At 47.8% G+C, this 24,670-nt stretch carries 18 protein-coding genes; 7 read left to right on the top strand and 11 right to left on the bottom strand.

All coding sequences use genetic code 11. From position 1 onward, the window contains the following. Positions 1-8 precede the first annotated feature (8 nt). Genes K1Y79_RS13315 through K1Y79_RS13340 form a run of 6 tightly spaced genes read left to right on the top strand, consistent with a single transcriptional unit; the run spans position 9 to position 8,180 of the window. Complete coding sequence (locus K1Y79_RS13315; protein WP_220250555.1) at positions 9-1,925, top strand: RagB/SusD family nutrient uptake outer membrane protein; 1,917 nt, start codon at positions 9-11, stop codon at positions 1,923-1,925. Between the two features lie 37 nt (positions 1,926-1,962). After that, positions 1,963-3,219, top strand: a complete 1,257-nt coding sequence (locus K1Y79_RS13320) for a DUF4959 domain-containing protein (RefSeq protein WP_220250556.1) — start codon at positions 1,963-1,965, stop codon at positions 3,217-3,219. A 20-nt stretch (positions 3,220-3,239) separates the two neighbouring features. Then, positions 3,240-4,460, top strand: coding sequence for a DUF4998 domain-containing protein (locus K1Y79_RS13325; protein ID WP_220250557.1), 1,221 nt, complete (start codon positions 3,240-3,242; stop codon positions 4,458-4,460). Positions 4,461-4,473: 13 nt separating this feature from the next. Further along, a complete protein-coding gene (locus K1Y79_RS13330; RefSeq protein ID WP_220250558.1) occupies positions 4,474-6,810 on the top strand; it encodes a glycoside hydrolase family 95 protein in 2,337 nt (778 codons plus the stop codon). Between the two features lie 22 nt (positions 6,811-6,832). Beyond that, positions 6,833-7,618 carry an SDR family NAD(P)-dependent oxidoreductase gene (locus tag K1Y79_RS13335; protein ID WP_220250559.1) on the top strand — a complete coding sequence of 262 codons (786 nt, stop codon included), beginning with the start codon at positions 6,833-6,835 and terminating at the stop codon, positions 7,616-7,618. 46 nt (positions 7,619-7,664) lie between these two features. After that, on the top strand, positions 7,665-8,180 hold the full coding sequence (locus K1Y79_RS13340; RefSeq protein ID WP_220250560.1) for a hypothetical protein: 516 nt from the start codon (positions 7,665-7,667) through the stop codon (positions 8,178-8,180). 345 nt (positions 8,181-8,525) lie between these two features. Here the strand turns inward: K1Y79_RS13340 and K1Y79_RS13345 are convergent, their stop codons facing one another. The 10 genes from K1Y79_RS13345 to K1Y79_RS13390 all read right to left on the bottom strand — a co-directional run bounded on the left by K1Y79_RS13345 (position 8,526) and on the right by K1Y79_RS13390 (position 20,813). Further along, positions 8,526-9,290: a hypothetical protein gene (locus K1Y79_RS13345; protein ID WP_220250561.1), complete on the bottom strand. Its 765-nt coding sequence runs from the start codon at positions 9,288-9,290 to the stop codon at positions 8,526-8,528. A gap of 282 nt (positions 9,291-9,572) precedes the next feature. After that, on the bottom strand, positions 9,573-9,893 hold the full coding sequence (locus K1Y79_RS13350) for a hypothetical protein (protein ID WP_220250562.1): 321 nt from the start codon (positions 9,891-9,893) through the stop codon (positions 9,573-9,575). 101 nt (positions 9,894-9,994) lie between these two features. Then, positions 9,995-10,423 (bottom strand): c-type cytochrome, encoded by a 429-nt coding sequence (locus K1Y79_RS13355; protein WP_220250563.1) that lies wholly within the window; start codon positions 10,421-10,423, stop codon positions 9,995-9,997. 71 nt (positions 10,424-10,494) lie between these two features. Continuing rightward, positions 10,495-11,511, bottom strand: coding sequence for a DUF4421 domain-containing protein (locus K1Y79_RS13360; RefSeq protein WP_220250564.1), 1,017 nt, complete (start codon positions 11,509-11,511; stop codon positions 10,495-10,497). A gap of 318 nt (positions 11,512-11,829) precedes the next feature. After that, positions 11,830-13,128, bottom strand: a complete 1,299-nt coding sequence (locus tag K1Y79_RS13365; RefSeq protein ID WP_220250565.1) for a RagB/SusD family nutrient uptake outer membrane protein — start codon at positions 13,126-13,128, stop codon at positions 11,830-11,832. 20 nt (positions 13,129-13,148) lie between these two features. Beyond that, a complete protein-coding gene (locus K1Y79_RS13370; protein WP_220250566.1) occupies positions 13,149-16,271 on the bottom strand; it encodes a SusC/RagA family TonB-linked outer membrane protein in 3,123 nt (1,040 codons plus the stop codon). A gap of 169 nt (positions 16,272-16,440) precedes the next feature. Beyond that, positions 16,441-17,187 carry a DeoR/GlpR family DNA-binding transcription regulator gene (locus K1Y79_RS13375; protein WP_220250568.1) on the bottom strand — a complete coding sequence of 249 codons (747 nt, stop codon included), beginning with the start codon at positions 17,185-17,187 and terminating at the stop codon, positions 16,441-16,443. Positions 17,188-17,306: 119 nt separating this feature from the next. Further along, the gene (locus tag K1Y79_RS13380; protein ID WP_220250569.1) at positions 17,307-18,500 is read right to left on the bottom strand and encodes an anhydro-N-acetylmuramic acid kinase; all 1,194 of its coding nucleotides are present in this window, start codon (positions 18,498-18,500) and stop codon (positions 17,307-17,309) included. A 6-nt stretch (positions 18,501-18,506) separates the two neighbouring features. Continuing rightward, positions 18,507-19,307: an N-acetylmuramic acid 6-phosphate etherase gene (gene murQ / locus K1Y79_RS13385; protein ID WP_220250570.1), complete on the bottom strand. Its 801-nt coding sequence runs from the start codon at positions 19,305-19,307 to the stop codon at positions 18,507-18,509. A gap of 24 nt (positions 19,308-19,331) precedes the next feature. Next, positions 19,332-20,813, bottom strand: coding sequence for a sodium:solute symporter (locus tag K1Y79_RS13390; RefSeq protein WP_220250571.1), 1,482 nt, complete (start codon positions 20,811-20,813; stop codon positions 19,332-19,334). Between the two features lie 156 nt (positions 20,814-20,969). Between K1Y79_RS13390 and K1Y79_RS13395 the strand changes: the two genes are divergently transcribed. After that, on the top strand, positions 20,970-23,417 hold the full coding sequence (locus K1Y79_RS13395) for a glycoside hydrolase family 9 protein (RefSeq protein WP_220250572.1): 2,448 nt from the start codon (positions 20,970-20,972) through the stop codon (positions 23,415-23,417). On the opposite strand, the gene K1Y79_RS13400 is transcribed toward K1Y79_RS13395, so the two are convergent. After that, positions 23,410-24,657: a glutamate-5-semialdehyde dehydrogenase gene (locus K1Y79_RS13400; protein WP_220250573.1), complete on the bottom strand. Its 1,248-nt coding sequence runs from the start codon at positions 24,655-24,657 to the stop codon at positions 23,410-23,412. The genes K1Y79_RS13395 and K1Y79_RS13400 overlap by 8 nt on opposite strands. Between the last annotated feature and the right edge of the window lie 13 nt (positions 24,658-24,670).

The raw sequence follows: 24,670 nt of genomic DNA on the forward strand, positions 1-24,670 counted from the left end.
GATTGCAGATGCAAAAGCTCTTAAAAATATTCATGGGCGCTGCCCTCTCCATATACACATTATCGTCCTGCAACAAATACCTTGACGTAGTACCTGACGACGTCGCTACGCTGGAAAGTTCATTTGCCAACGCCAATGAAACCCAGGCATATCTGTTCGGTTGCTACTCTACCTTACAGGCGCTGTCAGATATACGCCGTAATGCAGGATTTACTACCTCTGGTGAAATGATGTTTCCTTTTCCATTACAGGACCAGACCACTTTAGGTGGCAGCGGCGGAGACGCAGGTTTTAGTATTCTGCGAGGATTGCAGAACAGTGCCAATCCGCTGCTGAACTTCTGGTCCGGTTACAACATGGGCCAGAATATGTGGCAGGCCATCCGCCGGTGCAACATCTTCCTCGAGAATGTACACCTGCCGCCAGACTTGCCCGAGTTCCAGCGCAAACGATGGGCGGCAGAAGCTAAATTCCTGAAAGCCTACTTTCACTACTGGCTGCTCAGAATGTATGGTCCCATACCGCTGGTAGATGTGAACCTGCCAGTGAATGCCACTATTGAACAGGTACGCGTGAAACAGCAACCGGTAGACTCCTGCTTTAATTATGTAGTCAGACTACTCGACGAAGCTATCGTAGACCTGCCGCCATTAATACAGAACCTCGCTGCAGAACAGGGCCGCATCAGCGGCACCATTGCGAAAGCCGTAAAGGCAGAAGTGCTGGCGACGCAGGCTAGTCCGCTGTTCAACGGTAACAGGGACTATATCTCCATGAAAGGGAAAGATGGTAATGCCCTCTTCCCGCAAGCCTATGATGAAAGCAAATGGCAACGTGCAATGGTGGCCTGTCAGCAGGCCATTGAAGCTGCTGCTGCTGCCGGCGCTGACCTATACCAGCTCAGACTAAGCGGCGGTATCGTACACATGTCTGACGAGACACGCAGAATGCTCACGATCCAGGGCGCATTTGTGGATAGCTGGAATCCTGAACAGATATGGACACTCAATACACAGTTCGGATGGCAGTACATGGCCTCGCCAAGGGTAACAGCGGAAGCGGCGGCTAATGTATTCGCAGTATACTCCAATTTCTCAGTACCGCTGGGCGAGTCTGAACTCTTCTATACCAGGAATGGGGTACCTATTAATGAAGATCGTACCTGGGATTTCAAAAACAGGTATAAACTACAGGCAGGCGATGATGCACATGCCTACTATATCAAAAAAGGTTATAACACTGTCAAGGGTAACTTTAATCGTGAGCCACGTTACTATGCAGATGTGGCATTTGATGGCAGCGTATGGTTCGGCTCCGGCAACCTGGATGATAATAATCCCAACTTCATCAATGCTGTGAACGGACCAGCTGCGCCTCCTGATCAGCTGCGCTTCAATGCCACAGGATACTGGGCAAAGAAACTGGTGCCGTATCAGACCACCTTCGGACAAAACAGTGTGCAGCAGAACTATTCATGGCCTTTTATGCGACTGACCGGCTTATGGCTGCTATATGCGGAATGCCTGAATGAAGTCAACGGCCCCGGACAGGAAGTATACAACTGGATAGACAAAGTCAGAGAAAGAGCCGGACTGAAAGGAGTCGTTGCTTCGTGGACACAATACTCTACCAGCCCGAATAAATGTAATACCAAAGAAGGACTACGGGCTATCATTCACCAGGAAAGGAGAATAGAGACTGCCTTTGAAGGACAGGCTGGCTGGGACCTGCGCAGATGGAAAGAACTGCAGAACGTACTGAGTTCGCCCCTGCAGGGATGGAATGTGTTTAACCGCACTACCGATGGATACTACCAGCTGAGAATTGCACAGCAAACCGTCTTTGGCGTCAGGAACTACTTCTACCCAATACAGGACTACGACCTGCTTACTAATCCGAATCTGGTACAAACCCTTTACTGGTAAGACAGGTTGTATCTATTCATCAAACAATTTTTCACGTATGAAGTATTACACACATTATACACAACAGTTACTGTTACTCGCTATATCAGTCCTGCTGCTTTTCTCCTGTAAAAAGGTAGATGGGTACAACGATATTGTATCCACAGATATGACGAAACCTGAACCCGTGACCAACGTCAAGGTCACCAACTTCAACGGAGGCGCATACATCACCTATACTCTGCCTAAATCGGCCAATATCCTGTATGTACAGGCAAACTATAAGATCAACGAACAGTCTTCCAGGCAAACAAAGTCTTCTTATTACTCAGATAGTATCACGGTCAGCGGCTTTGCTAAAAGTCAGGAGTATGATGTGGAACTGCTGGTCGTAAGCCGGGCACAGGTGATGTCAGAACCTGTACACGTGAAGGTACATCCTGACACGCCTGCTTACCTGCTGACCCGCCCTACCATTAAGATCAGACAGGACTTCGGCGGCGTACAGATCACTGCCATCAACAGGGCAAAGGCCAATATTGGTGTTGTTACCATTGCGCCGGATAAGATGGATAAATACCAGATTATCTCCCAGAACTACACAGACCAGGACAGTATAACTTTCAGTCTGCATGGTTATGATACCATCCCGCAGCAGTTTGGCGTGTATGTGACCGACCAGTGGGGCAATATCTCTGATACCGCCTATGCAACTATTACTCCCGTGTATGAAACGCAGATGGATAAATCCCTGTTCCGCTCTTACCAGCTGGGTACAGATGCCAGGACGGGCTTTGGATGGTCAATAGAAAACCTGTGGAACAATTCTACACAGTCGCCGGGTTACCATACAGAGCAACCGATACAGCCATTAGTATGGCCTGCTGTTATCACCTTCGATATGGGCAAGGCTACAAGACTAAGCCGTTACACCATCTGGAACAGGGGTATCGATGGCAGCGGCAACTGGTTATGGCAGGCAGGCGCACCACAGACCTGGGTACTATGGGGCCGTGAAGATACGCCGGAAGATGAAACGATGCCTGATGAACAACATTTGCCTCCTGTAGGTGGCGTGACGCCTAAAGGCTGGATCAATCTGGGCTACTTTACTGCTTATGATAAGCCTTCCAAACTGCCTAATCCGCAATACAACAATGCCGACCTGGCATTCTGGAATGCCGGCTTCAGTTACAACTTCTCGCTCAATCTGCCTAAGGTAAGATATATGCGGTTCCAGTGTATATCCAACATGGCACAGACCAACAGCTTCTTCAACATCATCGAACTGACATTCTGGGGCGATCCGAGATAACACTGCAAAACAAGCTAACAATGAAACAATATAAACTATACAATACCTGCCTCCTTACCGGCTTGCTGCTGATGATGGGATGTAGTAAAACACCTACCGACTACCGTGAATACCTTAATGGCGAAGAACTGGTATATCCCGGCAAGGTAGCTAATGCCAGGGCGTTGCCAGGTAACGGCCGCGTACAACTGATCTGGCAGCCAAGTCCTGATCAGAGCATTACACAGTACAGGGTATTCTGGAACAATGGCGCAGATTCCATCAACATTCCAGCTACCACACATGGCACATCAGATACTGTCAGATGTACCATTGCTGACCTGTCTGAATATGTGTATTCTTTCATGATCTACTCCTACGATGCGAAAGGCAACCGCTCCGTATCCACAGAGATCAATAATGCCAGGGTATACGGTTCAGTATATATTGCTACGCTGAATAACAGGCTGACCAATCCGGATAACCCCTACACTGTAAATGACGACAACTCTGTTACACTACGTTTCGTAGCACCAGATACCATCAATATCCGTACAATCCTGAAATACACCAATCAGAACAACCAGGAGACACATGTATCACTGAACGCTGCCGCCGATGAGCTTACACTCACCGACTATAAATTCGGCACGCCTGTTTTATATCAGTCTTCCTATATTCCTGTATCAAATGCACTGGATACATTTGAGGTGCCACGGTATGATACGTTCCCCTCTATATACAGACTGGTAGCCTGCGATAAAAGCCTGTTCCGGGAACATGATATGTGGGGCGATATGGGCATCTTCCAGTCAGATACCCGGGTCAGCAAACTATGGGATGGATCTGTTGGTCCCCAGGGATACCCCAACATTTTTCACAGTGATGGTGGCGGTAACCTGCCAAGAGTGTTAAGCTTTGACATGGGTAAAGTATACAGCAATTTAGGCGTGCTGGAAGAGACGGGCAGAGACTGTTGTAACAATCCTGACCGGTTTGAAGTATGGGGTATAGCAGATCTGACAGATGCTATCCCAGAAATGAGTCCTGATGACGGTGGATGGAAAGCTGCCATGGAAAGCAAAGGCTGGACATTGTTAAAAGAAGTTATCAGAACAGACAATGGCAACAACGCCTACAAAACAAACCTTATTGACAATCCACCTCCGGTGCGATACATACGGATCAGGGTATTACATAACGCGAATGGAGAAAACAGTTATGTAAACATGTCCGAAATCACTTTCTGGAATAAAGAATAAGTTCGTTAAACAGATGAAGATCTTGAAGAAACACGTTATTGCTACTATTGCGCTCATGATGCCTGTCTGCTTCAGTCAGGCGCAGCAAGGACCGCTGGCATTGAAATATGACAAACCCGCGGCCGCATGGGAAGAAACACTACCGCTGGGTAATGGCAGACTGGGGATGATGCCTGATGGCGGCATTGACAGGGAGAAAGTCGTATTGAACGACATCACCCTGTGGTCAGGCGCGCCGCAGGATGCCAACAATTACGAGGCGTATAAACAGCTGCCCCGCATACAGTCTTTGCTGAAGGAAGGACGGAATGATGAAGCACAGGCACTGATGGATAAAGACTTCATCTGCACGGGCAAGGGTTCTGGCAGTGTACCCTTCGGCTGTTACCAGACATTGGGAGAATTGCAGATTGCCTATACGTATGCACATACAGATAAAGCAGTGCCTACAAAATATGAAAGACAGCTCTCCTTGCAGGATGCTGTTGCCACCTGTAGTTATGAGGTCAATGGCGTTACTTACCGCCGCGAGTACTTTACCAGCTTCGGCGATGACCTTTCACTGATACGACTGACCGCCAGTCAGCCGGGACAACTGCACCTGCGTATTACCATGAGCAGGCCGGAAAGAGTCGCTACCCGCACACAGAAAGGAGCACTGGAAATATACGGTCAGCTGGACAATGGCACTGATGGTAAAGGAATGCAGTACCAGGCTACGGTGAAAGCGCAGGCTACCGGCGGTACCATCACCACAGAAAAAGATGCGCTGGTCATCAAAAACGCCACTGCAGTAACACTGTTTGTGGCAGCCGGCACTGACTTCAAACATAAAGATTTCAGGGCGCTTATAGACCGTCAGCTGACTACTGCCATGAAAAAGCCCTATAAAACGCAAAAGGAAGCCCATATACGCAATTACACCCGGTTGTTTGACCGTGTACAGCTTAACCTGGGAAAGGGCAATTCCGGGCAGCTTACAACGGATAAACGGCTGGCTGCTTTTTACAATAACGCAACGGCAGATAATGAACTGCCGGTATTGTTCTACCAGTTTGGCCGCTACCTGAACATCTGTAGCACAAGACCAGGGCTATTGCCACCCAACCTGCAAGGCTTATGGGCCAATCAGATACAGACGCCCTGGAACGGTGACTACCACCTGGATGTGAACGTTCAGATGAACCACTGGCCGGTAGAAGTGTCTAACTTATCAGAACTGAACCTGCCACTGGCCGACCTCGTAAAAGGACTGGTAGTTCCCGGTCAGCGCACAGCCAAAGCTTATTACAATGCTCCCGGCTGGGTAGCGCACGTTATCACTAATGTATGGGGCTTTACTGAACCGGGCGAAAGCGCCTCCTGGGGAGCTACCAAATCCGGTTCCGGCTGGCTGTGTAACAACCTTTGGGAACATTATGCATTCACCCATGATAAAAAATACCTGGCAGATATCTACCCCGTGCTGAAAGGTGCTGCTGAGTTCTATAACAGTCTGCTCATCAAAGATGAAAAGACCGGTTGGCTGGTCATGTCGCCCTCATCATCTCCGGAGAACTCTTTTTACCTGCCCAACGGCAAGCATGCCAGCATCTGCATCGGCGCAACTATCGACAACCAGATCGTACGTGAACTATTTGACAACATCATCACTGCCTCAGAAGTGCTACATACAGACGCTGATTTCCGTAAAGAGCTGCAAGGCAAGTTAGCTCAGCTGCCTCCTCCCGGAGTAGTGGCTCCGGACGGCAGAATTATGGAATGGCTGGAAGACTATAAAGAAACCGATCCTGAGCACAGGCATATCTCCCATCTCTGGGGATTGTACCCTGCCTCGCTCATCACAGCAGAACATACGCCGGAACTAGCAGCAGCGGCAAAGAAAACACTGGAAGTAAGAGGCGATGATGGCCCCAGCTGGACCATCGCCTACAAGCTACTATTCTGGGCAAGGCTACAGGACGGTAACCGCTCCTTCAAACTGCTGAAGGAACTGCTGAAACCTACCGCAAGAACGGACATTAACTACGGCGCAGGCGGAGGTGTATACAATAACATGTTATCTGCCGGACCTCCCTTCCAGATAGATGGTAACTTTGGCGCAACAGCGGGCATCGCTGAAATGCTGCTGCAAAGTCATGCGGGAATGATCCATCTGCTGCCCTCTGTTCCCGACCACTGGAAAGCTGCAGGAAGCGTAAAAGGTCTGAAAGCAAGAGGCAACTACACCGTCAGCTTTGACTGGAAGGATGGAAAAGTCACCAGCTATCGCATCACCGCACCCACGCCTGTAAAAGTGAAAGTAAAGATCAACGGAGAAATAAAAGACATCACAGCTACTAAAAGCTGATCCTCCTTATAACCCTCATTATATGCAACTGCTTACCGGTAAGACCATTTTACTGACAGGCGGCTCCTCCGGCATCGGATTGGAGTGTGCCTTTAAATATGCAGAAGCAGGCGCTATCGTTGTGATTGTATCCAACGATGCGCCTGCCCTCGCAGCCGCTATTCATATCCTCGGAGATAAACATTGTGCCATCTTCGCAGATATCTCCCGCTCCGACGATGTAGCCCGCGCCATACTGGAAACGCTGGATAAATATGGCAGGATAGACGTTATCCACAACAATGCCGGCATCGCACATCCTTCCAGTCCTTTACATGACACCACCGAAACAGAGTGGGACCAGGTAATGAATACAAACCTGAAAAGCATCTTCCTCACCACCAGACATGGTATCACTGCCTTGAAACAAAGCAGGGGATGTATCATTAACACCAGTAGCCTGGTAGCAGAGATAGGGCAGGAAAATCATGCTGCCTATACCGCCAGCAAAGGCGCTATCAATACACTCACAAAATCCATGGCACTGGACTATGCCCCTTTCCAGATACGGGTCAATGCAGTAGCGCCCGCCGGCGTATGGACGCCTATGTTGCGGGAATGGGGAAAACACCAGCCCAACGGTGCAGGCTTTGAGCGGTATATGCGCGATATACACCCGCTGGGATATTGCCCGGAAGGTGATGTCATTGCAGATGCCTGCGTATTCCTCGCTTCTGATAAGGCACGCTTCATCACTGGCCATGTTATGCACATAAGCGGAGGCGCAGAACTGGGCTACCGGGCACTGATGCAAACAGCAGACGCCTGAGTAGTCAGGCCAGCTAATTTGGAGACTTTCCGGAAAACTGCTTACTTTGGGTCAGACAAGTGTCCTGATCCATATGCCAATTAATTATACGTCCGCTGAAGAATATATCCGGCAATTAGACTTTACTTATCTGAAAACCTACTCCTTCTGCAGAGGTGAAGCTTTTAAAGATATGCAGCTGACCGACTACCTGACCGGTCCTGCCGGCGACCTCCATCCTTCAGCTATCTTACATCATACTATCAGCAAGGACCACTCACTGGCAACAGCGGTTATGCAAGCGTTGAATACACCGATCACAGAAAGAGCGGCATTGCTATGCGCACCACACTTCCGCGATGGCATTATCTTCTACAACGATCAGCATGAAGTAATATCCGTGCTGAACGTATGCCTCAGCTGTTGCCACATGGAGACAGCGCAGGGTTTGGGCATCAAGGCAGACTTCCTGACATTTGATCTGCTGAAAAAGTTCTTCCTGCAGGCAGGGCATGAAGTGGAAAAACCAGAACAGTTCTGGATGCCTGAGATAGAGAAGTTAAGATTGCAATATCACCGGTAAAGGAATTGTAGTGCCGAGATACAGGTTATTGGCTATTCTCATTACTGGTAGTATTACCGCATATTGTCTTGCAGGCAATGCAGATGAGTAGATGGTATCACCCCACTCCTCACACAAAGCAAGCACTATAGCAGCGACCTTGCCAACGTGGACTTGAGCCGGTGTATACTTCCGGACGCATTTATAAAGGTATTGATCAGATGAAGAGAAGCACAGACACATTCACACAATGACAATAGCCCCGCAGCAGGCAGCTGCAGGTAAAGGGGTTGATACGGGAACCAGGGTTATTTATTTCAATAGATATAGTCACTCACCAATAGACACTCAACTGACCGTATTACTTTATTCTCTCTGTACATAAGCACCGGTAGCCGGTGAATAATTATTATAATCCAGCATACCGTCTTCAGTTATGCGCAGGTGTGACTTATCAACAAAGGTGGGTTGAACAGCAGGTAAGCGCACGGGTTCCAGCACTCCGGCAATATCTGCCGCTGCATCCTTCACATTACCGGATACTGTATCACCACACATAGCCCGTACCTGTACAGTCGCTAGCAGCGTACCGATACCAGGTATATTGCAAGGGATGGACGCTCCGTCGAATGGTTGGGAAGCATTGATCAATATTGTTGTGGAAGTACGCCCGATTACCTGGCGCGTAGCAAAGCTGATACGTGCCGCCATCACTTTTACTTCAAGCGCAGTTACTCCCTTGCGGGTAGTAATGGTTTGCGCAGGAATATGTAAGGCGCTATCAGCAGTCAACACAGGTAATACCTTAAAGAAACGGTTCATGCCGGTATGCTGATTAAAACGGAAGCCGGTGATACTGCTGACTGTATTGCCGGTTGCGCCTATGAGTACTTTGTTCAACTGATTAATATATGCCTTATCGTTATGCACATCAAGCATAGGACAAAAAGCATGGCGGATCAGTGCTGCCTTCTGACTGGCAATGCCAAAACGGATAGCTGCATGGCGTGTGGCAGCAGTTTGTCTGACTGATTGTGGTACACTGCGCGTAAAGTACTTGCCTTTACGGCGGTACCCTATCATGGTACCCAGTTGACCAGTGAAGGTCAGGATAGAAGTTTGTATAGCCATTTGAAATGATATTGGTGATGTATAAAAATACTGCAACCTACTGAGGCTGTTGGAAGTACAGATTCGTCGTCATCCAATATCAGTAAGACCACTATTTCAGCGCTTTCAAAGCATGTTCGTCTGGCATTTGATAGTATCTAAGTCAGATACTTCTATTGTTGATCAACATCGAAATTATGCCCCGGAAAGGCACGTCTGGCGGGTGAATGATGTATACCGGAAATGAAAAGAGGGACTGTAACCGGTAGTTACAATCCCTCTTTAAAATAATATAGCTGATAACTATTTGCTGCCCAGCTGATACTTTGGAATCACCAGCAATCGCACGATTGTGTGTGCAGTGAAAGATAGGACAACTACCAATCCCAGGATCAGTAATTGCTTGCCCGGCGTATCAAACACATCCAGGATGGTGGAAGTATTAGTACCTGCAAAGAGCATGGCCAGCAGAAATACTAATGCACCACTGATCCAGAGTGTAAGGTGCGAATAGAAATACCGTTTCTTCTGATATCCGTTTTTCCCGAATGACGTAAACAGTAATACAACGTGGGCGACAAAGAACAGTACGGCCAGAATGGCGAGGGAGTTAAAAGCAATCATGGTCTTACATTTAAGTTGTGTAATCTGTAATAGTTAATACGACAATAGGTAGATGTATCTTTATAAAGATATTGCTTTTACTCATTCCTCCCAAACCGGGTTTAGTGCTGCCGGGCCCCTTCTTCTGCCGCCGGCGGCCTGGAGGACGGTTCTTTCTGTCCGTTGTGACAGGTATAGCAAGTTACTGTCATTACCTGCATACCTTTTTCATCCTTGCCGGATTTAAAGAATTTCTTGTTAATACGGTAGGTCATTTTCAGCATGTCACGCGCTATTTCCTTCTCTTCTTTTGCATCGCTGGCGAAGTCCATCTTCTGTGGATTATCTGCTTGTTTTGCATGGCAATAATCGCATTTTACACCCAACGCTTTGTTGTAACCACGCATTTCCTTTATCAGATCGTCATGACTGATGTTTTTGGGTAATACTTTCAGATTTTTGGCTTTCTCTTCCGGAGGTAAAGACAAAGAGCATAGCGTAGCTGCCAGTACCAGCGATAACGGTACCAGCCATGTTCTTTTCAATTGCATAGTGATATTAATTAGCTTCCTGTTAAATCAGGCAAGGAACTTACAAAAAATCCTATTACTTACGCAACTTTTTACAGAACGCCCAGAATTTTGTGCTTCAGGCTTGGGAAACGGTACCCGACGGTGAGGGAGAAATCGCTGTTCTGCAGATGCAGGTGCGCTGCCGGCAGATGGTCCCGTGCATAATCATGACTGGCGCTCAGGTATCCAAAGAAATGGTCACCATTATATCCCCCGTTAATCCTGCCAATGGCACTATATACAAGGCTGATCTCTTTCGGGTTGAAACGGTTGTCATATAATGGGTATTGCCCGCCTGCACCAACAAGTAAAGTAGGACTAATGCTCCAATGCCCGCCTTCCAGTACGATATTGCAGGAGTACCCCACATATCCAATGGCTGATACCCAGGCAGGCTGTGGCTTGACCAGTTCGTATACCATAGAGTCTTTTTGCTCATCCCCGATCAGGTTTGCGTGGGTAAAACTGAACTGCTGGTATTGCGGACTGACCATAAACAACAGGCTACCGGCAGTTTGTTGCTGTAAGCTGCTATAGAAATTGGCGGCTGTATAGGAAAAGTGCTCCGGATTGGTGAAAACGTAGAAGTTAGCATCGTACCGGCGGTAGCGGATATTCTCAAAGGTAACCGGCGGATCCCTCCGGCGGCCCCGCACTTCAAACAACATCCCGTCTACACGCTGAAACCCGGCTTCTATCCCGAAGCGGTATCCAAACTGTGATAATTGCAGGTTACGGTTACGTAAGCCGGTGGTACGGTCGGCCAGGCTGGTATAAGGTAAAGTGAAATCGTAGAAGAGGGAAAGGTATTTGTAATTCAGGTTGATCCCCGTGTAACCGGCGTTATTGGCTAATAACCGGAAGTATTCCCTGGGCGTTGTTTTGGTTTGGAAGATAAAGCTGCTGCCCGAATAACCTCCATACAGCTGAACATTATTACTCTTTACAAATGGCTTTACCCAGGCAGTATCCCGGGTACGCTGAGCATACAAACAGCCTGCTCCCATGATCTGTAATAGAAGGAACAGGCTGATGTTCAGTTGTAGGTTTAATATAAAGCGTATCATTTCATGTCAAAGTCAGCGCTATCACTGGAATCATTACCGGAGAATGCGGCCATGGAATTGAACGTATCATATCATTGCTGCGCCGGATTTCTATTCCAAGATAGTTTATTTCTTCATTATCATGCAAAAATTAAACATATTTAACTTTTTGGTTAAAATCCGGAAAGCAGGCTTTCTTTACAAGGGCATTTAAAGAGTTATGGACAGTCTCTCAGCATAGCATACATATAAGTAAAATACGACACTCTGGCCACAAACACAAGAGGCCGTCAGGTTTTTATCCCCGCCGGCCTCTCCAGGTATTATACTGTTATTGCTTTAAAATGCCGGATCTTCCGGGATATTTGTGTTGTCATTTCTTTCTACAAATGGAAATGGCAGCCAGGTACGTTTACGTTCTGCCACAGGGCGGTCAAACCGGCGTTGGTCTTCCAGCTCCATGCCACTCATGAAAAGCTCAATTCTGCGATGTTTATAGATCAGGGGCAACAGCTCATCCGCAGTGCCTGCATCTACCGGAGGCAATCCCGCTCCTACACCAAGGGGATCCGCAGCAGGCTGTTTAGTCACAATCTGATTCAACGCTGTCAGTCCATTGGCCACCTCACCCTTTCTGGCATAACACTCTGCCTTTATCAGCGTCAGTTCGCCAGGAAGATAAACCGGGATACTCTGTGTCAAGGCATTGAAGAAGCCTTTTACCCGGAACTTAGGATTACTGAGAATACCGACATAGAACGGGAAACGCTGGTCAGCATCATCCGGCCTGAGACCGGCAGGTAAACCCATGGAAGAATCTATTACCTGGTAGATGTTGTTAGTTGCAGTCACCAACGTAAAGATCGGATTAGTGAAGGTTGTGTTGTAGGAAAATACCGAAACAGGGGCCGCAGGAGCTACTTTATTGGCCGCTGCCAGTGCAGTATCATATAGCCCGCCGAATAAGGCATAACGCGCCTTCAGTGCATACAACGTATTCAGTATATTCACACCGGCAGGTATACTGGTCCTGAAAGCAGCGCTGATTGTATCCTTGGCCAGCACGCCCAGTGCGCCATCAATAACACGCACCGCTTTTCTATATCCTTCCTGACTGGTAATAAAGGGCACATTCACACCGATCGTATCCGGCACATGCGTCCAGAACATAGACATATTACCGATAGCCAGCGCTTTAAAAATAGACGCATAGGCTTTGATACCTGCCGCATAATTAGCGTCGCTGACTACCGCATCTACACTGTTCAATGTCCTGTTGGCATCAAATACGACCTTGTTAGACACAGCCCACATACCGGTTACAACGGCGTTGGTATTCTGCAGACTTGCCCCGCCGGCAAACAGCTGCCCTTCGTCGGCATTACCTGCATTGACTACATAGGTCTCACCTGTCAGTAAACTGGCTGTCGCTATGGATGTATACAATATGCTGGTACGGTTGGCTGTATACCAGTTCTGTAAGCCGACAGTAATATCTGCCAGGGCATTCGGACTGCTGATCACCTGGTCGTAAGAGGGGCCCGAAGGATCTGCATATTCCTTCTTACAGCCTGCCGCTGTCAGTAAAAGTATACCTGCCAGCAGGGAACAACTATATCTGTTGAAATTAGTTTTCATCATTCTTCATTTTGATGTTTTTAGAATCTGGCACGTAGCGCAACATTGTAGGTTCTTGGCGCAGGCACACTACCGAAGTCAATACCGCGTAACACCGTGCTTTGTCCTGCAGCGTTCACCTCCGGATCATAGCCTTTGTAATTATCCCATGAATAGAGATTACGTCCGCCCACACTAACTGTCAGGTCGCTCAGGCCTTTCAGTTTGCCGATGTTATAACTGAGAGACACTTCTCTGAGTTTTACGAAAGAGCCATCATCTATTCTCCATTCCTGTATGTTGTAGTTGCCGGCAATGAAACCGCGTGGTAACTGACCTAATATTTCCTGTTCCGCTACTTTTCCATTATCCACACCCTGCCTGGTTCTGAAGTCAGCATTAAATACATCAACGCCCTGCACTATGTCCAGCTGTGTGTGCAGGCTCAGTTTCTTATACCTGAAATCATTTGTTAATGTACCCGTCCAGTCAGGATTAGGGTCACCTATCTTCTTCTGCAAAGCCGTTACACCTCTTAGCGGAGGCAGTCCCGTATTCGGATCTCTGGCAGGCGTATAAGTGAATGTGGAGTTCTGCACACCTGCTTCAGTTACCGGGATACCCTTTGTATTCAATAACTGGCTGCCATTTTCATCCCTTGCATAGAAAGTACCGTAAAAGAAGCCGATCGCCTCGCCATTTGCAATAGCTACAGGCGCACCGCTGACAGTAGAGTATAGCAGCAGCGACTGCCCGATATTCAGCGCCTCATTCCTGTTCCGGTTGAAGATAGCCGTCATATCCCAGTTGAAGTCTTTGGTTTTTACAGGTACCACGTTCAATACCACTTCAATCCCTTTGTTGGAAAGTGAACCTATATTATCCAGCCGGGTGCTGTATCCCTGGGTAGGAGCAATGGCCCGGGGAATCAGCAGGTCTCTTACTTTTTTAGTGTAGTAGTTAACAGACAGATTGATGCGGTTATCAGCAAAAGCCATATCAGTACCAAATTCCAGTTCTTCCTGTCTTTCAGGCTTAATATCAGGATTGGTATAAGTAGTCGGTGATGTGAAGGATGCTGCGCCAATAAAAGCTACTGCCCTGTAAGTATTAAAGCGCCCATATGCTGGAATACCGGTCAGGTTACCTGATTGTCCGTAAGCAGCTCTTAGCTTAAACAGGTTCCACCAGCTAGCCACATGAAGGCTTTTCCAGTAATCAGTGGATGATAGTACGTAGCTACCGCTAAGCTTAGTATAGACCTGGTTACGCTGATCCTGTCCGAATACCGAAGAACCATCCATTCTTAGTGCACCGGTTACAAACAGCTGATCCCGGTATTTAAAGTTCTGCTGGATGAACTGTCCGGATATTGACAAACGTGTTCTTTCATCAGCACCGGGTATGGGCGTGGAAGCGCCGCTGACAGTCTGCACAAATGGCGGCAGCCCTCTGCCCTGCTGCAAAGAATAGTGCATGTTCTGGTATTGCAGCGAGTAGCCTACCTGGGTAACAGAAGCCAGGTCAGAAGTAAGCTGCGCATTGTAGGTTGCATTGATATCATGGTTGATCAGGAAGGAGTTATTCACACCCGTGCTGGCATATCCATTCTGGGTAGGATCAAGCGTTGGCCCGCCGCCAAAGAAGGCCAGGCTGACATTATAGGCAAAAGGAGGAATGAAGGTAGTACCATCCTGGCTGTAGTTATCGATACCCATGTGGTAATCAATAGTCAGGTTCTTGGTAGGATTCAGCTTGATACCTGCACCAGCGATGACCCTGTTGGTCTGTTGCTGTTGCTTGAAGTCTTCGATAATCGAAGCAGGGTTGACACGTCCACGTTCGCCCACAGCCACGAGATTACCCAAGGCATTGCGGCGCTGTATATCGTAGTAATTACCGATGATAGTGACAGCATTTGTAGGAGAAAAGAAGGAGTTGCCATCAGGCTTTTCGTTTGTCTTACTGTAGATATAGTTAACGCTTGCATTAAAGCTGATCCACTTGTTTAACTCCTGGTCCAGGTTCAGACGGAAGCTATAACGGTTGAAGTCTGTGTTCCTTACAATACCCTGGTTATAGAGGTAACCGGCAGAAGCATAGTACCGGGTTTTATTTTGTCCGCCGGTAACAGAAATATTGTTATCAGTACCTACACCAGTACGGAAGATATAGTCCTGGTAATCGTACCTGTTTACAGCAGAAGTAACAACGGTATCTACCGCCAGTATTGTCTGTGTGGATCTGTCGGGAGAGCCGCCAAATTTAAGCGGGGCTTTATTTACGTCCAGCCGTTTACGCAGTTCATTAACATTGAAGCTGGTGGAGAAGTTCACAACGGGCGCGCCTCCTTTTCCTTTCTTTGTAAAGATCTGTACTACACCGGCATTGGCCCTTGAACCGTAGATAGCTGCAGCCGCAGCGCCATTGAGAACTTCTATACTCTCAATATCCGCCGGGTTGATATCCACCATACGATTCTGCCCGACGTTACCGGCAAAGTTACCACCGGCGTAGGAAGCGTCAGCATTTGTTACACGAGTGGTAGAGTTGTCTATAATCACCCCGTCAATGATATATAGTGGCTCAGTAGAACCGCTGATGGTGCTGATACCACGTAGCTTGACGGACATGCCGCCGGCCGGATCACCGGAGTTCTGTGTGATCTGAGCGCCGGCAGTTTTACCTTGTAAGGCCGTCAGTACATTGGCCGTAGCGCCTTTGCTTAGTTCATCCGCCTTTACACTACTGACGTAGCTACCCAGCTGCTTGCGCGTAGTGCCGATAGAGGCACCTGTGATGACTACCTCGTCCAGTTTGGATACAGACGCAGCAAGCTGTTGATTCACGGTATAGGCAGTAGCACTGGTGATCTCTACAGTACCTTCTTTCTGCGTGAATCCGATACCGGTAAATACGAGTGTATAGTTGCCAGGTTTCAGATCCGCATTAATAGTATACATACCATCTATTGTTGTGGTAGCCCCTAGTTTCGTCCCCCTGATGGCTACGGTAATGCCCGGCAACGGAGCGCCTGTTTCGTCAGTCACCCTGCCGGAGAGTCTGACCTGTGCAAAAGCAGCAACGGCAGTGATACACTGCATCAGCAGCAATAGCAGCAGATACCTGCATCTGGCAAGCCGGAATAATGGATACATTCTCATAACTAAGTTTTAATAGTAAAGCGATAAACAAAGGCATGACGTTCCCTGTTCGTTCAGCGGAATATGCCTTAGGTAACTGATTGATTACAGGTTGGCTGATAAGCGCATTTACGTTAGTATAATACAGCGCCGGAGATGTTTCCGGCAGTTAATCACTGACTGTTTTTATTTATAGAATCTGGATACCCTTTTTCCTGTATGGCTGCAGCTTTTTTGAATCGGGTGGCAGCTCTGTTATTAGTACATCTATTTCTTCTGCGTCACAGATCTTCAGCTGTTCTGATGTATCTATCTTTTCTGATATGGAAAGTACGACAACCTTCTTGGCCGTACTGATCATTGCACGTTTCACCTGTACTACGTCCCAGTCGTTGTCTGTGAGTCCGTCTGCGGCATCAATGGCGTTATTTCCCAGGAAACACAGGTCTGCCCGGATCATCTTTATTTTGGAAATGGCTTCTCCCCCTACGGTTATCTTTGAGCCTTTGGATAACTTATCGCCTATTACAATCACTTCTATATTCGGGTGATTTGCATATTCAAAAGCAGCAGGCAGGCTGACTGTGATAAATGTTGCCTGCAGGTCACGGGGTAATACACGCGCCAGTTCAGCAATAGTAGTGCCGCCGGTAGTTAGTACAAACATGCCGTCATGTATAAGCTGAACGGCTTTTAAAGCAATGGTTTTTTTATCTTCCACAGCATACACATCCTGCGATGCAATACCCTGGTGGAATGAATTGGATAATGCGCCGCCATGTACTTTGATGATCTTTCCCTCCTGTGCCAGTTCTGCAAGGTCACGGCGGATGGTATCTTCTGATACCTGTATCTGTTCGCTCAGATGGGAAGACAATACCTTATTATGCAGGTTTACCTGGTGAAGTATGTATGCGAGGCGTTCTTCCTTTAACATCAGGCGATCATTACTTTGGTTGAATTCAGTATTGAATTTCTGCAAAAAAACGCAGACAACAAAATATAAACCCGCATTTTTTTGCTTGTTTACACTTATCGGCAGTATGAAATGCGTTTTTATGCGGGAAATGACAACTTACCCATCGTGATAGCAGGCATGCCTGATTTACCAAAGTCGATACCTTCACCAGCAATAGCTTCATTGGCCAGGATGACAAACAGCACTGCTTCTTTAGCATCGCCGGCAATGCCTAATTCTCCCGTAGTGTGTAAACGTAACTGAGGCAACCGGGCTCTGATAAGATCAACCAGCAATGGGTTATGCGCACCTCCCCCGCTTACATATACTGCATAGTTCTTATCTGGTTTTAATATCCGTTGTAAGGCGTCTGTAATAGTATCTGCACTGAAATGGGTAAGGGTTGCCAGCATATCATAGGAAGAGATAGCCGTCGTATTACTACGCTCCTGCGCCTGCCGTACATAAGTTTTACTGAATAGCTCAGGGCCGGTAGTACGCGGGAATTGCTCATTAAAGAACGGGTTGTCTTTTAAGGCTGTTAACAATGCTTCATTCACCTGTCCCTGTCTGGCAAACAGCGCATCTTTGTCATAGTCTACCTGGAAGTATTCCCGGGCGAACGCATCAAGCAGCGTATTTCCAGGCCCTGTATCAGTCACAAATACGCCCGTTGCCTGCAGGTCTCCCGGCAGGAAGGTAAAGTTAGCGATGCCGCCCATGTTGAGCATAATCCTGTCTTCACCCTTTTGAGAGAAAAGACAGTAGTCACCATACAATGCAAGCGGCGCACCCTCTCCTCCTGCAGCGATATGTTTCTGCCGGAAATCGCTCAGTGTGATAATGCCGGTATGTACCGCAATATGATCCCCGTCTACGATCTGAAGGGTCGCATTAGGAAAATCGGGTAACTGATGTAATATCTTCGGACTATGATATACCGTTTGTCCGTGTGAGGCAATCAGATCTACTTCGGATGGTGCGACACACCACTTTGACAGGCATTGGAGTATCCATTTCGCATGCAGGGCGGCCAACCAGGGGTGCAGCAGGCAAAGTTGCTGAAAAGAGATCGTGTCTTTGGCAAATACCTTCCTGATTTCGGCTTTGACCTCCACCGGATAAGGTACAGTATCAAAATGTTCCAGTGTCACCCGGGTATCCATACCACTTCCGCTTATTGCGCATAGTGCCACGTCCAGTCCGTCGAGCGAAGTACCAGACATCAGTCCGATGATGCGTCTGACCGGTTTATCTGCGATGTTGAATAACCTACGTAGGTTGCCGTTCATACTTATTTATTTTCTGCTTTCAATAGCCGCCCTGACGCTGCCCTTCTCGGCTATCAGCTGTCTGGCAGTAGCTTCATCTATCTGCAGCTCACTCATGACCATCCGTGTTGCACGGTCTACCAGTTTATGATTACTCAGCTGCATGTCTACCATTTTATTTCCTTTCACCCTGCCCAGTTGTATCATGACTGAGGTAGAGATCATATTCAGTATCAGTTTCTGCGCAGTACCTGATTTCATACGGGTACTGCCGGTCAGGAACTCGGCACCTACGGCTGCTTCCACCGGATAGTCCACCGAGGCTGCCAGCGGACTGCCAGCATTGCAGGTTACACAACCCGTCAGGATGCCCCGGGCTTTCATGGCCTGGACTCCTCCGATTACGTAAGGCGTCGTGCCTGAAGCCGCAATACCAACCACCGCATCTTTATCAGTAATGTTGTACTTATCCAGATCCTTCTCGGCCTGTTGCGTATCATCTTCTGCAAATTCTACTGCCTTACGGATAGCAGTATCTCCGCCTGCAATGATACCAATAACCAGTTCGTGCGGCACGCCAAAGGTAGGGGGGCATTCAGAGGCGTCTAATATACCAAGTCGGCCACTGGTGCCGGCACCGATATAAAACAAGCGGCCGCCTGCTTTCATCTTCCCAACAAGGGCGGTTACCAGTAGTTCTATTTGGGGGATAGCTTTTGCCACTGCCAGCGGCACGGTCATATCTTCACTGTTGATCCCTTCCAGCAGGGCGCGGACACTCATCTTCTCCAGATCGTTAAAATGGGAAGACATCTCAGTTGTAAGCATAGCTTTGGCTTTAATATTTACAGATCAGGATAGCTGTTCTATTTTCTGATTATCCTTTGAATACATCCATAAACCGATAAACATGAGTAATCCGTTTATGATCAGCAGTTCCAGACCGATCTTATACCCCTGGAAAAGATACTGCTGGAAGTATTCCAGAGCAAAACAGAGAATAGGAGCTGCAATGGCGATCTTAGGCGTCATATTGTCTTTTACCGTACGCCTGGTAAGGATACCAAATGCAAACATGCCAAGTAATGGCCCGTAGGTATAAGACGCTACTTTCAGTATCACAGAGATCATACTTGGACTATCAATACGTTTAAAGATCAGCACGAAGATCAGGAAGACGCCGGTAAATGCCAGATGTACAGTACGTCTGATCTTTTTCTTCTGTTCTTCCGACCTCGGTTTATCTGTTTGCAGATCCAGGATGTCTATACAGAAGGAAGATGTTAAAGCCGTGATAGCGCCGTCTGCACTTGGGAACAAAGCCGATATGAGGGCAATAATGAAGATGATGGAGATAGCAGGCGGCATATACCGGGCATCCAGGGCCAACGTTGGGAACAGTTTATCAGCCGAAGCGGTGACATTGATCTGTTCTGCGAAGAGGTATAATAGTCCGCCGAGAAACAGGAACAGGATAATCACAATCACGAAGATCACACTGAGCGTCATGATATTCTTCTGGGCATCAACCAGTCGTTTTACAGAGATGTTCTTCTGCATCATCTCCTGGTCCATTCCCGTCATGGTAATAGTGATAAATGCACCGCCTAGTATCTGCTTGAGGAAGAAGTGCGGACTATTGGGGTCGAAGAAGAAGACCTGGGACATTCCCTTCTCTCCCATGGCCTGGAGGCTGCTGCCAACACTCAGATCCAGGTGATTGAGGATATAGATAATACATATCACCAGTCCGGCCAGCATACAGGTAGTCTGAAGCGTATCTGTATATACGATCGTTTTTACCCCGCCTTCAAATGTATACAGCAGTATCATCAGTAGTATGATCATGGTGGTGACCCAGAAGGGAACCGTAAACTGTTCTCTGAAGGTTTCCTGTAAAAGGTTTTGCAGGATGTTAACGACGAGGTATAAGCGGGCTGTAGCACCTAATGTCCTGGATAATATAAAGAAAGATGCACCCGTTTTATAAGATCTGACGCCGAAGCGGGTATTGAAGTAATTGTAAATTGAGGTAAGCTGCAGGCGATAATATAAGGGTAGCAATATAAAGGCAATAGCCACATACCCCAGCATATTACCAAGTGCCACCTGCAGGTAGGAGAAGGCCGTTTTACCTACATCGCCCGGTACGCTTACAAAGGTAACCCCGCTGAGAGATGTACCGATCATACCAAACGCCACCAGCATCCAGTTACTGTTACGATTACCTATAAAGAAGGATTCGTTATTGGAATTTCTGCCGGTGTACCAGGCTACGATCAATAAAATGATGAAATACGCAATGACGATGGAAAATAATAGACCTGCTGTCATACCCGGGAATTATAGTTTCAGTTGATTAAAAGCCGCAAAAAAACGCACATTCACATTCTAATATAAATACAAAAACGCAAAGATGCTATTATTAATATGCAGAAAAACGAATTAAATTAGAAAGATCATACCATCTCCACCCAAAACTGCGCGTTTATGAAAAAGCTGTTGCTGCTGGTATTATCCGCTTTGATCAGCCTTCCCCTCCTTGCAGACGTTATACGCATCAACCAGCTTGGTTACGCGTGCACAGGCAGCAAGGTAGCTGTGTGGTGCAGTAAAGAACAAGATACATTAAAATATTTTGAACTGGTAAATGTCGCCACGGGCAAGGTGGTATTTAAGAATAAAGCAGGAAATGCGACAGGGGCGTATGGTCCTTTCCGGCAAACAAGCAGACTGGATTTTACTGCGTTTACGACTGCCGGACAATACTATTTGAGAACAGGCAATACGCAGTCGCCCAAATTCTCCATCAGCGATACAGCCTATAAAGGAACGGCGGATTTCTGTTTGCGGTACCTGCGACAGCAAAGAAGCGGCTTTAATCCCTTTCTAAAAGACTCTTGTCATACGCATGATGGCTTCCCGGTATATGGTCCGGATAGTACCTTTGTGAATGTCTCCGGAGGGTGGCATGATGCGTCGGACTACCTCCAGTATGCCACGACATCTGCAAATGCGACCTGGCATTTACTGGCAGCATGGAGAGACTTCCCAAACGCATTTTCAGACACTTTACAGGCAAATGGGTTGTCTGGCGGCAATGGTATTGCCGACGTCCTGGACGAGGCAAAATGGGGGCTGGATTGGCTGATTAAAATGAATCCCCGGGACGACAGAATGTATAATCAGGTAGGGGACGATCGGGATCACCGGGGCATGCGCATACCAGGACAGGATACTAACTTCTATGACCGCGGACTGGAACGGCCGGTATATTTCTGTACTGGCGCACCCCAAGGCTTATTGAAATACAAGAACAGGTCTACCGGCACAGCGTCTACTGCAGGGAAGTTCAGTAGCTGTTTCGCACTCGGGCAGCAGCTATTTTCTTCTATCCAATCAGAATATGCAGCAACACTGCGTCACAAAGCAACAGCAGCTTATGCATTTGGCATGGCCCAACCAGGCGTTTGTCAGACAGCACCGGGGCGTTCTCCTTATTTCTATGAAGAAGATAACTGGACTGATGACATGGAGCTGGCAGCGGCAACGTTGGGTGGCTCCTATCTTAACCAGGCATGGACGTTTGCCCGGCAGGAGCCGATGACACCCTGGTTAGGGAAAGATACAGCCAGGCATTATCAGTGGTATCCGTTTATCAACCAGGGGCATGCTGAACTGGCCAGGCAGGTTACGGGTAGTCAGCGGGATACGCTCATACACTATTACAAAGAAGGGATTGAAAGGGTGTGGCAGAAAGCGTCAGGGAACGCCTTTTACAGAGGGATACCGTTCATCTGGTGCAGTAATAATCTGACTGTGGCATTTGCCATTCAATGTTACTGGTACCGCCAGTTAAGTGGAGATGCCAGCTACTTGCAGCTGGAACAAGCCTGTTTCGACTGGATATTCGGCTGTAATCCCTGGGGTACGTCTATGGTATATGGACTACCCGCCTATGGAGATACACCCGTTGATCCGCATTCGTCATTTACCCACCTGAAACAATATCCCATTGATGGAGGCCTGGTTGACGGCCCGGTATATACCAATATCTTCAACAACCTGATTGGTATACAGCTCCAGGAGGAAGATGAATATGCAGAATACCAGAGCGATCTTGCAGTTTACCACGATGACTATGGCGACTACAGTACCAATGAGCCGACAATGGATGGCACAGCGGTCCTGATCTATCTGCTGGCCGCGCAGGAGACCGCAGCAGGTAGCAAGGGCTATACCCTGACCAGCGGTGGCATTACCAGAATGGATAGTAGTCGTCGGGAAATTGCCCTGGTATTTACGGCAGATGAATTTGGAGAAGGATTATCCTCCATCCATAAAGTTTTGCAGCAAGAGCAGGTAAAAGGGTCATTCTTCCTTACTGGTAATTGCTACCGCAATACTGACCTGCAGCCGGTTATAAAGCAGCTGAGTAACGAAGGACATTATATGGGGCCTCATTCAGACAAACACCTGTTATACTGTGACTGGAATAAGCCGGATAGTCTGTTGATAACACGGCCGCAGTTCCTTGAAGACATCCGTAACAACCTGACAGCAATGCAACAGGCGGGTATTGATACTACACAGGTTCAACAATATATACCTCCGTATGAGTGGTGGAATGACAGCATTGCGCGATGGTCTGCGGATGAGGGATTGCAGGTCATCAGTTTTACACCAGGTACCGGAACCAATGCCGACTACACCTATCCGGAGATGGGCAACACTTATAAAAGTACAGCGGTAATACTGTCTTCAGTGAAAAGATTTGAGCAGCAACGCGTAGGAAAACTAAATGGGGCTATACTGCTGATACATGCAGGTACAGATCCTAGAAGGAAAGATAAGCTGTACCTGCAACTGCATCAGCTGATTAAATATTTAAAGCAACAGGGGTATCAGTTTAAAAAAGTGAATAACCTGGCTACCTGACCTGGCCATCTCCCCTTACAATCCATTTTTCGGTGACGAGTTTCTCCAATGCAAATGGTCCGCGCGCATGCAGTTTCTGGGTTGAAATCCCGATTTCAGCTCCCAATCCGAATACACCACCATCAGTAAAACGGGTAGATGCATTCACGTATACCGCAGCAGCATCGACTTCCTGCAGGAATCTTTCGCTGATAGCGCTATCCTGTGAGATGATTGCTTCAGAATGTTTGGAAGAGTATGCCTGGATATGCTGCAATGCTTCGTCAGCGCCATTTACTACCTTTACAGAACATTTGAAGTCCAGGAACTCACGTCCGAAGTCAGATGGCGTAGCCTTGATCAGGTAAGGATACTCCAGTGCCTGCAGCAGGTTGTAGGATAGTTCGTCTGCAAAGATCTCTACGTCGTAATCCTGCAAGGCATTTGCCAGCAACCGAAGTAGCTCAGGCGCTACCTGCTCATCCACCAGTACCGTATCCAGTGCGTTGCACACCGAGGGCCGGGATACTTTTGCATTGGTGATAATAGCGCTGGCCTTTTCCAGATCGGCCGTCTTTTCCACATAGGTATGGCATACGCCAGCCCCGGTTTCAATGACCGGCACTTTTGAATGAGCGCGTACGTAGTCTATGAGTTGCTGAGAGCCTCGCGGTATAATGATATCTATATACTTTACGGCAGTGAGCATTTCTCCGATGAGCGCTCTATCAACCGGTAATAACTGTACTGCATTTGCATCAGCGTTGAATGCCTTTAACACCTTCTGTATCAGTTCTACCAGGATGATATTGGTATGAAAAGCGTCAGTACCGCCACGCAGTACGGCAACGTTACCTGAGCGGATACAAAGAGCAGCAACGTCGAGTGTAACATTAGGACGAGATTCATAGATAACGCCAACAACGCCCAGAGGCACCGTACGCTTTTCGACTTTTAGTCCGTTAGCCAGGGTTCTTTCCAGCAGTAACTGATTGGCAGGGTCCTGCAGTCCTGCTATGTCACGGAGGCTGGCCGCCAATTGACTGATACGGGACGTATTGAGTAACAGGCGGTCTTTTTTAGGGTCCTCATCGGACATCTTATCCAGATCCTTCTTATTCTCGGCAACAATAGCATCCGTGTGCGTTTCTATTGTATCGGCCAGCTGCCGCAGCAACTGCTGCTTCTGGTGATCAGGCAGTGACTTGAGGGAGCGGGTGGCAGCCTGTGCCTGTTCAAGTAAAGGTTGTATAGACTCCATCTTCTTTAAATTT

This window comes from Chitinophaga rhizophila, from assembly GCF_019492185.1.
GTDB classification, from domain to species: Bacteria; Bacteroidota; Bacteroidia; order Chitinophagales; family Chitinophagaceae; genus Chitinophaga; species Chitinophaga rhizophila.